Here is a 13,500-nt window from a genome sequence, read left to right as displayed (position 1 = left end):
AAATGTGAACCGCATCACAAATTAAGAGTGGGCTCAGTCATTAATCCTGGTCGGAAACAGCGGCTGAACAGGCGAGGGAGAAACGGGGCAAACCCGTTTAATGGCAGGTTATTTTCTGGTAGTTCGGTCGGCGGAATAGGTGCTTGTTATTAACCTTACTGATTATAATGTTTTTATTGCGGTAAGTGTAGTAATAAATTTCTTGGCTTACACGGTGCATACCTCGGTCTATTACGGATAATGCTGCTTGTCAATAATGACTGAAAATGCTTAAAGATTCCTTAAATTTTTAAAACGCTTCGGTGTGGCTTTTAAATGGCGCGCAAACAATTCAGCCAATACCGTTTACTCATAATCCTCTAAAGGCGGGCAGGTGCAGACTAGATGCCGGTCGCCATAAACGTTATCGATGCGTCCCACCGGCGGCCAGTATTTGTCGTCGTGTTGGTGGCCGGCCGGGAAGAAAGCCTGCTGTTTGGAATAAGGCCGCGTCCATTCCTCCAGCAACAAGCGATGGGTATGCGGAGCATTGCGCAGAATATTGTTTTCGGCGTCGGCCGTGCCGTCCTCAATGGCTTTAATTTCCTGACGGATCGTAATCAGCGCATCGCAAAAGCGGTCGATTTCGGCTTTATTCTCGCTCTCGGTCGGTTCGATCATCAGGGTTTCGGGCACCGGAAACGAGACGGTCGGCGCATGAAAGCCAAAATCGATCAGGCGCTTGGCGATATCATCGACGGTAATATGGCACGATTTCTTGAAAGCACGGCAGTCAATGATGCACTCATGCGCGACCCAGCCGTTTTTGCCGGTATACAGGATGGGGTAATAAGGTGTCAGGCGCCTGGCCATGTAATTGGCATTCAAAATGGCCGTCAACGTCGCCCGTTTCAGACCGGCCGCGCCCATCATGGCGATATAAGCCCAGGAAATGGTCAGGATGCTGGCCGATCCCCATGGCGCCGCCGATACTGTGCCGATCGTGCCGTGTTTGCCTTTGGCCGGATTGACGCCCTTGACCACCGGATGCTCGGGCAGGAAAGGCGCCAGGTGCGCGCGCACGCCGATCGGGCCGACGCCGGGACCGCCGCCGCCATGCGGAATGCTGAAGGTCTTGTGCAGATTGAGATGGGCGACATCGGCGCCGATTTTGCCGGGCCGGCTTAAACCCACCAGGGCGTTGAAATTGGCGCCGTCCAGATAGACTTGACCACCATGCTGGTGGACCAGATCGCAGATAGCGCGGAACGATTGCTCATAGACGCCGTGCGTGGACGGATAAGTAACCATCAATGCGGCCAGCTTATCGGGATGCTCGGCGATTTTTGCCTGTAGATCGTCCAGACTGATATTGCCGTTTTCATCGCAGGCCACGACCTCGACTTTAAGCCCGGCCATGGTGGCGCTGGCGGGATTCGTGCCGTGCGCGGAAGCCGGTATCAGGCAGATGTTGCGCTGGCTTTCGCCGGTAATCTCATGGTATTTGCGGATGACCAGCAGGCCTGTGTATTCGCCCTGGGAGCCGGCATTCGGTTGCAGCGAAATCGCGTCGAAGCCGGTCAGATCGCAGAGCATATCCTCCAGTTCTGCGAACATCTGCTGATAACCGTGGGTTTGATACAGCGGCGCGAACGGGTGCAGGCTGTTGAATTCGTGATAGGAAATGGTCTGCATCGCGGTGGCCGCATTCAGCTTCATCGTGCAGGAGCCTAGCGGGATCATCGAACGATCCAGGGCGATGTCGCGGCGTGCCAATTTGCGCATGTAGCGCATCATTTCGGTTTCCGAATGATAGCGGTTGAACACAGGATGCTCGAGAATGGCGTCGGTGCGTAACAAGGTTTCGGGAATGCATTCGGTTATGGCCGCATCGAGCGCATTGATGTCGGGCAACGTGGAAACAGGCGATGCAAAAACCTGCCAGAGCGCTCTTAAATCATTGCGCGTGGTGGTTTCATCCAGCGCAATGCCGACATGGTCGGGATCGACGATGCGTATGTTGATATTGGCTTCGGCGGCATGCGCGGCGATGCGTTTGGCCCGATTCGGCGTATGCACCAGCAGCGTGTCGAAATAGCATTCGCTGATGACGTGGTGGCCGAGTTGCCTGATGCCGGCCGCCAGAATCTCCGCATAGCGGTGCACGCGTCCGGCGATCAGGCGCAAGCCGTCAGCGCCGTGGTAGATCGCATAAAAGCCTGCGATAACGGCCAGCAGCACCTGCGACGTACAGATGTTGCTGGTGGCTTTATCGCGGCGGATATGCTGTTCGCGCGTTTGCAGGGCCATGCGCAGCGCCGTCTGGCCGTGGCTGTCTTTGGATACGCCGATGATGCGGCCCGGCACGGAACGTTTATAGTCGTCCCGGGTGGCAAAAAACGCGGCATGCGGCCCGCCGTAACCCATCGGTACGCCAAAGCGCTGCGAATTGCCGACCACGATATCGGCGCCGAAGGCAGAAGGCGGCTTCAGCAGCACCAGGCTCAGTAGATCCGCCGCGACCGTGACCAGCGCCGATTTGCTGTGGGCGATCGAGGCCGCTTCGCCGAGATCATGGATTTCCCCATGCGAGCCCGGATATTGCACGATCAACGCGAAGAAGTCGTGACTCGCCAGACCATGATGCGGATCGCCGACGATAACGTCATAACCCAGGGAACGAGCACGGGTCTGAATGACGGCGATGGTCTGCGGATGGCAGTCCTGATCGACGAACACGCTGTTGGCCGCGCTTTTCGACAGGCGCCGGGACATGGTCATGGCTTCGGCCGCGGCGGTGGCTTCATCGAGCAGCGAAGCGTTGGCCAGTTCCATGCCGGTCAAATCGATCACCATTTGCTGAAAATTCAACAAGGCTTCCAAGCGACCCTGGCTGACTTCGGACTGATAGGGCGTATAGGCGGTGTACCAGCCGGGATTTTCCAGCATGTTGCGTTTGATCACGGCCGGCATGATAGTGCCGTAATAGCCCATGCCGATCATGGATGTGCAGACTTTGTTGCGCGCGCGCATTCTACGCAGGTATTTGAGCACGGCGCGCTCGCTGATCGTTTCCGTTAGTTTCAGCGGTTCGTCGTTGAGAATATCGTCCGGAATGGCTTGCTCGATGATGTCATCCAGTTCGCTCAAGCCGAGTTCGGCGAGCATGTCCTGAATTTGCTGTTGATCGGGGCCGATATGGCGGTGGATGAAATTACCGCGCATTTCCAGTTTGTCCAGGCTAAGACGAGGTGAGGGCATGGTTTTATCTCTTGTAGCGATGAGGGATAAAAGGCAATTCTGTAAGCGTGACCGGAACCTGATGATCACGGACCCGTGCGTATAGTATGCTGCCTGCATCCGGCGCCGGATTGTGCAGCATCGCCATGGCGATCGGCCGGCCGAGGCTGGGGGAAAAACCGCCGCTGGTGACATGGCCGATGGCATCGCCGGTTTCATTGGTAATAATGCAGCCTTCGCGCACCGGTATTTTGCTTTCGACCAGTAGGCCGACACGGCTCTTTTCCGTGCCCTGGCGTAGTTGCGCCAGAATTCTGCCGGCACCTGGAAACGTGGTGTGACCTTTTTTAACCAGCCAGCGCAAACCGGCTTCCACGGGCGTGATCGTTTCATCAAGCTCATGCCCGTACAGGCAAAGTCCTGCTTCTAGTCGTAAGCTGTCGCGTGCGCCGAGGCCGACGGCTTCCACCGTCTCTTGAGCTAGCAGCAAGCGGGCCAGACGTTCTGCCTGCTCGCTGGCCACCGAAATTTCAAAACCGTCTTCGCCGGTATAGCCGCTGCGGCTGATCGTACATTTGACATCATGGATTTCGGCTTCACAGGCGTGCATGAACGATAAGCCGGCCGCCGTCGTGGAAAATTTCTGTATGACTGCTATTGCGGCAGGTCCTTGCAGGGCAAACAGTGCCTGATCGTTCAACTCCTTAAAATGACAGCGGTCAGTTAAATGAACTTTAAAATGTTCAAAATCTTTGTCTTTACAGGCTGCATTGACAATGACCATGAGCCCGGAAGTTAGACGTGTTGCGACAATGTCGTCAATAATGCCGCCATTGTCGTTGGTCAAAACGGTATAGCGTTGCTGATAGGGGGCAAGTCCGGTGATGTCGCTGGGTGTCAGTTTTTCCAGTTCGCTGGCGGCTGAATCCCCCAGAATCAGATATTGGCCCATGTGGGAGATGTCGAAAAAACCGGCATAATTGCGGCAGTGCCGGTGTTCATGCAGGGTGCCTTTGCGGTAATGCACCGGCATTTGGTAGCCGGCAAATGGCACCATTCTGGCGCCCAGTTCAAGATGAAGATTGTAAAGCGGCGTTTGATTTAACGTGGTCACAATTATGTCTCCGCGTGTCGGCAATAACCTTAGTGTAACGCCGGGGGCAGGTGAAACCAAGATAATCAGCTAAACTTATAATTCCATGATGTCGATTCAGAGTTTTACGATTACAATAGCTCTAACCCATCAATTTGAGTTGACTCATAAATATATTGCCTTCTTCCGAGGCCTGGCTAAGGACGAGTTGATTAGCCTATGCATGTGTCAAATCGCCTGAGCATGATTAGAACAGTTCGCTACCTTATGGCAGCGAAAAAATAAACAATAATACGCAATCGTAATATACCTATGACCAACAAATCTGTACCTCCTGATCCGGCAAATGCAAATAATCCGCCGCGAGTCGAGCGCCGTAGGCAATTTCGTCGTGCTTCCGATTACCAGGCCGAACATTTTCAGAATATCTTCTCTTCGTTCGAAACTTTCGGCCGCCATGTCGTGTTGTTAGATAGCCAGGCGCGGGTGCTGTACCACTCGAAAAAAGTTGACGAGCTTCTTGAAGACGATGCGGTACCTCTGCGGCTAGAACCGAAATTCACTTTGCTAGACTCGCATAATGCGAATCAATTCAAGGCATTTCTCAAAGGGTTGGCGGAATCAGTTCCCGGCACTGTCAATTCCTCCCAGTCAGACAATCTTCGGCGGACCAGAAGTTGTATTCTGCTGTTGGAACGTAGCGACAGTTCGCCGTTGTTATTGAGTTGTTTTCCGATGCAGCCATCGCCAGTTGATGAAGACGGACTGAAGATCATGGCGATATTATGCGATCCCGGTTGTTATTCCGAGGAACAATGGCGGGCATTTCAGGATTTATTCAGTTTGACGGCTGCTGAATTAAGGTTATGCCTGGCCTTGGCTGACGGTTTATCGCTGGCTGAATACAGTCAAAAATACGATGTCACCGACAATACCGCCCGCAGTCAGTTGAAAAAAGTTTTCGAGAAAACCAATACCCGCAGGCAAGGGGATTTAATGCGTTTGATATTTTTGCTGACAAGACTGTAAAAAGGATGGTTTTTACGGTTTGCCGCTTATTTTATAACTCCTGCAACTGACGGGTCTTTCCGTCCCTCTTCGGCGTTGCCTACAGGAATGTAGGTAAGGGGTGTGAGCACGACTGCATTAACAGAAATACTGCCTCGATTGCGAGGTATATTTCTTTCCCGTTTTTAACGCTAATAAAATAACCATTTTTTTCACTATCTGCTAATATTTTTCCAGGATCTGCCAATAATAAAACTAAAAACAAAATAGTTAACCGGCGGACTTTTAGGTGTTGTTTAATTGGGGGTTTTGTGAAAAAAACTTTGCGTTCCGTTCTGCTATGTTTAACCCTGCTCGGGGCTAATGCGGCGAGTGCTGCGTCGTTCAAATTCAGTTTCGATGGCAATTTTGAAAACCATAACGATATTGCAAGGATAAATTTCTCGCTCGTTAATGAAGCATATAACGTAAAGCTATGGACTGATTCGTTTCAGGATGGGGCTAACTTTGATCCAATAACAGCGTTATGGAACCAAGCTACGGGCGAGTTGATTGATGAGAATGATGACAATCCTGCAATTGCCCGGGATCAAACCAGATACGATTCAGGATTGGCGTTTTTCTCTCTTCCTGCGGGTGATTATTTTTTTACTGTCGCGGCATTCAGCAATTGGGCGCAAGGGGACAATATTTCAGCTGGTTTCCTGTTTGATGGAGAAACGCCAATTGCGTTAGCTGACTGGGACCAGCCAGCGAACTTTCAGAATATGGGAGCATTTTGGCGGGTTAATTTAACCTATGATGATAAAGTTGTTATCAGCGGAGTTCCTGTGCCAGCGGCTGTCTGGCTGTTTGGCTCGGGTCTAATGGTATTGATGGGTTTCAATCGCAAACGCGCGCAGGCGTTAGCGGCATCGGTTTAACCTGTTATCTTCCCACGCAAAACCGCCTTTCGGATAAGCCAGAAGGCGGTTTTTTTTATTGCCTTTTTTGTGGTCAGCCGGTGTAACTGACATAGGCCCTGTAGCCCGCAAGCACAGCCAGTATCAGAAAAATGGCACCACTGATTTTGTGCAGCAGCACTAATGGGATTTTTTGCAGAATGGTACGGCCGGCCAGAATGCCCAAGGCCGATGTAGAGGCCAGGGCGATGGTGGAACCCAGCCATACGGCAATCGGAGAAGCGGTGCTGCTTAAGGCGACAACGGCCAGTTGCGTTTTGTCGCCGAATTCAGCGAAGGTGATCAACAGGAACGTGGTGAAAAAAATGCTGTGACCGCTTTTTTCCTTGATTTCTTCATCGTCATCATCTTCGTCCACGCGCAGTGCATGGATGCCAAAGGCGGCAAACAGGAAGGCGACAGAAGCAGCGACGATATATTCAGGCAACCACTTGGCGATGGCTATACCGAAAACCACGGCCAGTGTGTTCAAAAAAGCGAAGGCGCCAATGGCGCCGAACAGAACCGGCATGGCTCTATGTCTTGATGCCAGGGTCATGCAGACCAGTTGGCTTTTGTCGCCGATTTCGGCCGCCACGATCAAGGCAAAGCTGGCAGTGGCTGTTGCCGAGATTTCAGCGAAATTGCTGGAAGCCAGTAAAGACAAAAAGTGCTGTAAATAGTTTTGAAGAAGGTTTTGCAGATTGTCCAATTTTTGTCTCTGTGGATAGCATAAAGGCGACCGGCGGATCGCCTTTATAGTTTATGGTGGATATGGAGTAGTTATTAGCCGAGTAAATTATCCAGCACCATCATGATGATGAAGCCGATCATTAAGGCAAAAGTCGCATAACGTGAGCGGCCATTAGAATGCGATTCCGGAATGATTTCCTCGCTGATGACAAACAGCATGGCGCCGGCGGCAAATCCCATGGCAATTGGCAATACCGGTTCAAACAGGGTGACCATGGTGATACCCAGCAGGCCGCCGACCGGCTCTACCAGGCCGGTGACTGTTGCGATGCCGATGGCTTTCCAACGGTTATAACCGAGGCCTACCAGCGGTAAGGCAACGGCCAGGCCTTCAGGAATATTTTGCAGGGCAATGGCGACAGCCAGAATCACGCCGTTTTTGATTTCCCCTGAACCAAAGCTGACGCCGACCGACATGCCTTCAGGAAAATTGTGAATCGTTATGGCGATAATAAACAGCCAGATTTTATTTAATGACGTCAGTTGCGCATCGGCAATGGTATCAAAATGAACATGAGGCAATTGACGGTCGGCATAATGCAGAAATAGCCCGCCGACCAGCATGCCGATGGATACAACGTAGATGCCGTTGCCGGGCCAGATCAAGTTGCCATAGTCCATGCCGGGAACCAGCAGGGAAAAGGCCGTTGCCGCGAGCATCACGCCGGCCGCCGCGCCAAGCATGGTATTGAACAGATTGGTTGAAATATTTTTGAAAAACAGGGCGGGAAGGGCGCCAAGGCCAGTTGCCAGACCAGCCAGAATGCTGGCGAAAAAGCCGATGACTACGATTTTGTCGAAAGCTAAATACAAAGCGCCGAATATAACTAGCTGGGATAACAAAAACAGCCCGGCGACAATAGCCCAGCGCTTTAATGGCGGCATGGCCTGCAGCTTTTGATAATTTTCGCTGGATTTTATACGAGCTATTTGATGTTCAAGAGAGCGTTGCAATTTTGTGACAGTATTAATAGTGATTGTCATAAGCTTTGCCTAGGGTAACTGGTCGGAATAATTGTAGTTATTGTGTTTGGCATTATATCTAAATACCTTAAGGTTGTGTGGTTGTTAAAAATCAATGGTTAATCCTACGGCTCGAGGTTAATTTTTATTAGCCGTTATTGACCTATTCATGCAACGATGTAGAGGCGTTATGAAGGCAATAAATTGATGCCTATAGATACTACGGCAAATCTTCACATAACGCATTGACTAGGAATATTTCCTTTTTTTCAAGCCCCCCTATAACTTATCCATTGGTTTGACTATCATTTCGCGCTCAACTAATTTGGGGGTGGAATGAAAAAAATTATTTACGGAGCGGTGGGGCTGTTTAGCTTGTCCTCACTGACTGCTGTTATGGCGGAAGAGCAACCGAAAATCAAGCTTGAAACCGTTGATGTAATAGGCGTTACGCCATTGCCGGGCAGTGGCGTCGATGCCGATAAGATACCGGCCAATATCCAGACAGTGACATCCGAGCAATTGGAAAAGGCGCAGAGTCTGTCACTGAATGAATACATCAGCCGCTATCTGGGCAGTGTGCATATCAATGAAGCGCAGAACAATCCGCTGCAGCCTGATGTTTATTACCGCGGCTTTGTTGCCTCACCTTTGCTGGGCTTGCCGCAAGGCTTGTCGACTTATTTGAACGGAGTCCGGTTTAATGAGCCTTTCGGCGATACGGTTAACTGGGACCTGATTCCTAAAGGTGCAATCGATACGATGACACTGGTGCCGGGTTCCAATCCAATATATGGTTTGAACACGCTGGGCGGCGCCATAGCGGTCAAAACCAAAACCGGCTTTACCGCGCCCGGCCATCAACTGGAAATCTATGGCGGGTCATGGGACCGGCATTCGGAAGAGTTAACCAGCGGCGGCAACAACGGTACCTGGGGCTATTTCCTCGACGTGCACAATTTCGGCGAACAAGGCTGGCGTGATTTCTCTCCCACGCGCGCCAAGCAGGTGCTGGGTACATTAAGCTGGCAGAATGATCGGGGAGAACTGGATCTGACGCTGGCCGCCAACGATAACGACATGAAGGGTAACGGCGCGGCGCCGGAGCAGTTGCTGGAGCAAGGCAGAAAAGCCGTGTTCACGCATCCCGATCAAACCATCACCCGCCTGTTTTTTTCCGAACTGGCCGGTAGCTATGATGTGACCGATGAAATCGAAGTGAGCGGCAACGCCTATTTTCGGCAGAACCGGATCAAAACCTTTAACGGCGATGACAGCGATTTTGATGGCTGTGAAGATGACAGCGGTTTTCTGTGCGATGAATCAGGCGAATTTCCGGTTATCGACATCAACGGCAACCTGGTGACCGAAGATGAAAGCGTTGAAGGCGCCACCAACAATACCAGCGCCACCAATATGCGCAGCCGTGGCGGTACTCTGCAGTCGATGTTCAAGCATGATTGGTTTAATCATGAAAACAATTTGATTGTCGGCGCCAGCTATGATTACGCCGATGTGCATTTCAATTCCGACACGGAACTGGCGCGTCTGACCGATGACCGCGGTACGGTGGGCAGCGGTATTCTGGTTAAGGATGCCCGGGTGCGCTTGAACACCACTACCGAGACTTATGGCTTTTATCTGAGTGATACCTTCTCGGTAACTGACGATCTGGCCGTTACCCTGGCCGGACGTTATAATCATGTCGGCATCACTATGGCCAACCAGTTCATCGACGGCGAAGACAAATTGAGCGGCAAGCATAGCTTCGAGCGCTTTAATCCTTCAGCCGGCTTTACTTATCAGATTCTCGACAACGTCGGCATGTACGGCAGTTACAGTGAGTCTTCACGGGCACCGACGCCGATGGAATTAAGCTGCGCCGATGAGGACGATCCTTGCCGTCTGCCGAATGCGTTTGTAGCCGACCCTCCACTGGATCAGGTTGTCGCTAAAACCTGGGAAGGCGGTTTTCGTGGTAATTTCGATCAGTTTCTGGAAAGAGGCGATATGAAATGGAATCTGGGTTATTTCCATACCGTCAACCATGACGATATCATCTTTAACCGTGGCGGCGACAGTATCAGCGAGGGGTTCTTCAGCAATGTCGGACAAACGCGTCGTTACGGCATAGAAGCCGGCACTACGCTTAACTATGCGCAATTATTCAGTAATATTGATGACTGGCATTTTGCGACCAACTACACTTATCTGAATGCACGCTTTATGGACGGTTTCACTATTCAAAACCCGCTGGATAATGACGAGGCGGCTCAAGTGAAGCGCGGCAATCGGATTCCGGGCATGCCCGAGCATATCTTCAAAGCGTCGCTCGGAGTGGATTTATGGAAGCGCCTGTCGTTGGGTATCGATGGTCTGTATAGCGGCGATCAGTTCTTTAGAGGCGACGAGGCGAATACCACTGCCAAGTTGGCCGGCTACTGGCTGTTCAATGCCAAGGCGGAGTATAGGGTCAACAAACACCTGGCTTTGTTCGGCAGGGTCGACAATATTTTCGATAAGGACTATGCCTCTTTCGGTGTCTATGGGGAGGCTGATGAAGTATTGGGTGATGCTTTCGATAGCGGCCGCTTCGTCTCGCCTGGCGCACCAAGAGCCGGATGGATTGGCGTGCGTTTGAGCATATAAGGTTCCAGATTGAGCAGGGATGCTCGGAACTTATGGCAAGGATTTTTGTATAAGTTACAGGCAATAAAAAGCCCGCATGAAGCGGGCATATTTGAGCTTTATTATTTTTATTATCTTGTTGCGCGTGGCACAACTTTACTCAAGCAGAATTACTCATTTTATTATTGTTATCAATAGCCTGAAAGGCTAATCCTCCTCTTGGCCGGTGATTAAACCGGGCTCACTCCGTTAAGCTGGTGACGATTCTATATCAAAAAAAATAGTAGTGTCTATCAAAAATAATGATTTTTGCGGATAAATAGTATCGCCTCGAAAATACTTAATGAATACAGGAGGTTATACTATTTTAGAGATTGCTGATAGAGAAAATCACTGGCAAAGAGTGCTTTTTATTAAGCAGCCGTTAAGGATGTCTATGTTCGACCTTTATCGGCATGTCTCATTGAGTATTTCACTGGCGACGGGCTTCCTCTTCCTCGTTCATAAAAAAATTCAGCCGCTCGTTAAGAATAGAGGACAGATAAAAATTGAGTCCTTTTGATTTTTGGGCCAATTTGATATGCAGGATGGCGTCCCTCGTTTGTCCTGTCGTATAGTAATATTCCGCGAGGTATCGGTGTGACTCGGCCGGTTGATCCAAATCGCTATAGATTTGCGCCAGGAGTTGCAAATACATCGGTTTTTGCTGGGTTTTAGGCGTTAACGCCAGCAGGTTTTTCCGGGCCGACTCGGCTTTGCCGGCTTTCAACAGGGACGTTATATACTCAAGTTTGATGGCGTCGTTATTGGGGAATCGCTGAACCGCCTTTTGATAGAGGTCGAGTGCTTCGGGGTATTGCTTCGCCTCAAGCAGCGTGCGGGCCAGTGCCGCCGCGTATTGGGGCTGATTGGGGTGGTCATGGATCAGTTGTTGAAAAATGGCTTCAGCTTCATTGAATTTCTGCGCATGAAGCTGGGCTAAACCCATGCCATAACGGGCAACGGTACGTTGCTCTTCGGTACCTTGCGTTAGGCGCGATTGAAAATATTTGCCGGCAGCGGCAATATCGGTTGCTGTTATTACGCGCAGTTTGGCTTTGGTGAGCTGATAGCCGAGCGAATCCGGATATTGTTTATACGGATAAGTTTCCGCGCGGCCTCGGGTATCGGAGATACGCGAAGTGGTCACCGGGTGGGTTCTTAAAAATTCCGGAACATCATGGCCATAATAACGGCTTGACTGTTGTAAGCGCTCGAAGAACGTGGGCATGCTGCGAGGATCATAGTGCGAACTGGCCAGTGTCTGCATGCCGACCCGATCGGCTTCCGCCTCGTTTTCGCGGGTAAAATCAATTTGAAACTGAACGCTGCCGGCCTGAATGGCCATGAGCGCGGCTTGCCCGAGAGCCGGTGATTGCGTGCCTAATAAAATGGCGGCCAGTGTCGCGGCGGCGGTAGGAATCGATAAACGGCTGGCGGCCTCAAAGGCGCGGTATAGGTGGCGCTGGGTGACGTGAGCAACCTCATGCGCCATGACCGAGGCCAGTTCGCTTTCGGCTTCAGTCGTTAAAATAAGTCCGGAATTCACGCCGATGTAGCCCCCGGGACCGGCAAATGCGTTGATCTGATTTTCCATGACCACAAAGAAATGGAAAGGATAGCCCGGGGTATCGCTATTGGTGGCGAGCCGTTGGCCGATGGACTGAATATACTGCTGTATTTCAGGATCCTGGCTGATAGTGATCTGGCTGTGCAGACTTCTGAAAAAGGCCGCGCCGAGTTCTTGTTCCTGTGCCGGGGTAATCAGCGTGCCGGAAGAATCGCCCATGTCAGGCAGTTCAATTTTATCAATCTCAACAGCTTGCTGGGCTGCGGGAAACAGGGCAAGGCCCAAGGCTAGCGTTAAAGCAGATGGTTTAAATTTCATGGCGATGAGACTGAGTAAGGCAGGATTGGTTCCGGTAACAATGAAATGACGGCTTGTCAGCCAGCGATTGGTATTTTATAAGATTATAATAGGCGTGGGTTACCGCTATCAACAGCACTCTCTGATAGAACTCAGGACCTATTTGTTCCATGTTTAACCATTTCTTTAATCATGAAATTCGCCATTCAAATCAATAACAGCCCTTATCAGTCAAATACAGGTCATACGGCTTACCAATTTATCAAGGCCGTGCTGGCGCAAGGACACGAAGTATTTCGGGTGTTTTTTTACCAGGACGGTATTTATCACGCTTTTAAATATGCCACGCCACCCGATGACGAGCTTCAGTTTACGGCGCAGTGGAGCGAGCTGGCGCGGCAGTACCAACTGGATTTGGTCGTTTGTATCTCTGCCGCGCAACGGCGCGGATTATTATGTGCCGATGAGGCCAAAAGGCAGGGCAAGATGGATAACGATCTGGCCGAGGGCTTCCGCATTTCAGGATTGGGGCAGCTGGTTGAAGCCACGCTGGAAGCTGATCGCTTTATTGTCTTTGGTTGAGAAAAATGAAGAAATATTTGTTCGTATTGCGCAAGCCGGCGCACAGCGGCGCTCAGGTTCAGGAAATGCTGGATATTATCCTGACGACGGCGGCATTCGATCAGCAGGTCGGTATACTGCTACTCGATGATGGTGTTTTTCAGTTAAAAAACGGCCAGCAGCCCGATATCGCCGGCATGAAGGATATCGCGGCTATCTTTAAAGCGCTGGAGATCTATGAGGTGCATGATGTTTATACGGAAGTCGAATCTCTGCGGGAGAGAGGATTAAAACCAAAGGATTTGTGCTTGCCGGTTCGGGAGTTTTACAGAAAGGATATAGCCAGTTTGATGAAACGGTATGATGTTGTATTTTCGGGCTAGGCAATCAATCGAACACGGAGCGGGGTAGTGATCCCGCTCCGCGCT

At 50.9% G+C, this 13,500-nt stretch carries 10 protein-coding genes; 5 read left to right on the top strand and 5 right to left on the bottom strand.

From position 1 onward, the window contains the following. Window positions 1–345: 345 nt before the first annotated feature. Together gcvP and gcvT are read right to left on the bottom strand one after the other, a co-directional pair. On the bottom strand, window positions 346–3,240 hold the full coding sequence (gene gcvP, locus METMA_RS0101010) for an aminomethyl-transferring glycine dehydrogenase (protein ID WP_027146934.1): 2,895 nt from the start codon (window positions 3,238–3,240) through the stop codon (window positions 346–348). A 4-nt stretch (window positions 3,241–3,244) separates the two neighbouring features. Continuing rightward, on the bottom strand, window positions 3,245–4,333 hold the full coding sequence (gene gcvT, locus METMA_RS0101005; protein WP_020157189.1) for a glycine cleavage system aminomethyltransferase GcvT: 1,089 nt from the start codon (window positions 4,331–4,333) through the stop codon (window positions 3,245–3,247). Window positions 4,334–4,624: 291 nt separating this feature from the next. Here gcvT and METMA_RS0101000 point away from each other — a divergent pair, with 291 nt between their 5' ends. Together METMA_RS0101000 and METMA_RS0100995 are read left to right on the top strand one after the other, a co-directional pair. Next, window positions 4,625–5,341 (top strand): helix-turn-helix transcriptional regulator, encoded by a 717-nt coding sequence (locus METMA_RS0101000; RefSeq protein WP_020157188.1) that lies wholly within the window; start codon window positions 4,625–4,627, stop codon window positions 5,339–5,341. A 290-nt stretch (window positions 5,342–5,631) separates the two neighbouring features. Next, window positions 5,632–6,243 carry a DVUA0089 family protein gene (locus METMA_RS0100995; protein ID WP_020157187.1) on the top strand — a complete coding sequence of 204 codons (612 nt, stop codon included), beginning with the start codon at window positions 5,632–5,634 and terminating at the stop codon, window positions 6,241–6,243. 73 nt (window positions 6,244–6,316) lie between these two features. Here the strand turns inward: METMA_RS0100995 and METMA_RS0100990 are convergent, their stop codons facing one another. Together METMA_RS0100990 and METMA_RS0100985 are read right to left on the bottom strand one after the other, a co-directional pair. Continuing rightward, complete coding sequence (locus METMA_RS0100990) at window positions 6,317–6,964, bottom strand: TMEM165/GDT1 family protein (RefSeq protein WP_369798170.1); 648 nt, start codon at window positions 6,962–6,964, stop codon at window positions 6,317–6,319. Between the two features lie 83 nt (window positions 6,965–7,047). Then, window positions 7,048–7,998, bottom strand: a complete 951-nt coding sequence (locus METMA_RS0100985; protein WP_020157185.1) for a ZIP family metal transporter — start codon at window positions 7,996–7,998, stop codon at window positions 7,048–7,050. Between the two features lie 315 nt (window positions 7,999–8,313). Here METMA_RS0100985 and METMA_RS0100980 point away from each other — a divergent pair, with 315 nt between their 5' ends. Beyond that, complete coding sequence (locus METMA_RS0100980; RefSeq protein WP_020157184.1) at window positions 8,314–10,626, top strand: TonB-dependent receptor; 2,313 nt, start codon at window positions 8,314–8,316, stop codon at window positions 10,624–10,626. Between the two features lie 451 nt (window positions 10,627–11,077). Here METMA_RS0100980 and METMA_RS0100970 read toward each other — a convergent pair whose 3' ends face one another. Continuing rightward, window positions 11,078–12,532: a beta-barrel assembly-enhancing protease gene (locus METMA_RS0100970; protein ID WP_020157182.1), complete on the bottom strand. Its 1,455-nt coding sequence runs from the start codon at window positions 12,530–12,532 to the stop codon at window positions 11,078–11,080. 171 nt (window positions 12,533–12,703) lie between these two features. Here METMA_RS0100970 and tusD point away from each other — a divergent pair, with 171 nt between their 5' ends. Together tusD and tusC are read left to right on the top strand one after the other, a co-directional pair. Continuing rightward, window positions 12,704–13,093 carry a sulfurtransferase complex subunit TusD gene (tusD, locus tag METMA_RS0100965; RefSeq protein ID WP_020157181.1) on the top strand — a complete coding sequence of 130 codons (390 nt, stop codon included), beginning with the start codon at window positions 12,704–12,706 and terminating at the stop codon, window positions 13,091–13,093. Between the two features lie 5 nt (window positions 13,094–13,098). Beyond that, complete coding sequence (gene tusC / locus METMA_RS0100960) at window positions 13,099–13,455, top strand: sulfurtransferase complex subunit TusC (protein ID WP_020157180.1); 357 nt, start codon at window positions 13,099–13,101, stop codon at window positions 13,453–13,455. Window positions 13,456–13,500 lie beyond the last annotated feature (45 nt).

The sequence above is a fragment of the Methylobacter marinus A45 genome, assembly GCF_000383855.1.
Classification (GTDB): Bacteria; Pseudomonadota; Gammaproteobacteria; order Methylococcales; family Methylomonadaceae; genus Methylobacter; species Methylobacter marinus.
The sequence above is the reverse complement of the archived record's forward strand: the minus strand, read 5'-3'. Positions and strand labels throughout refer to the sequence as shown.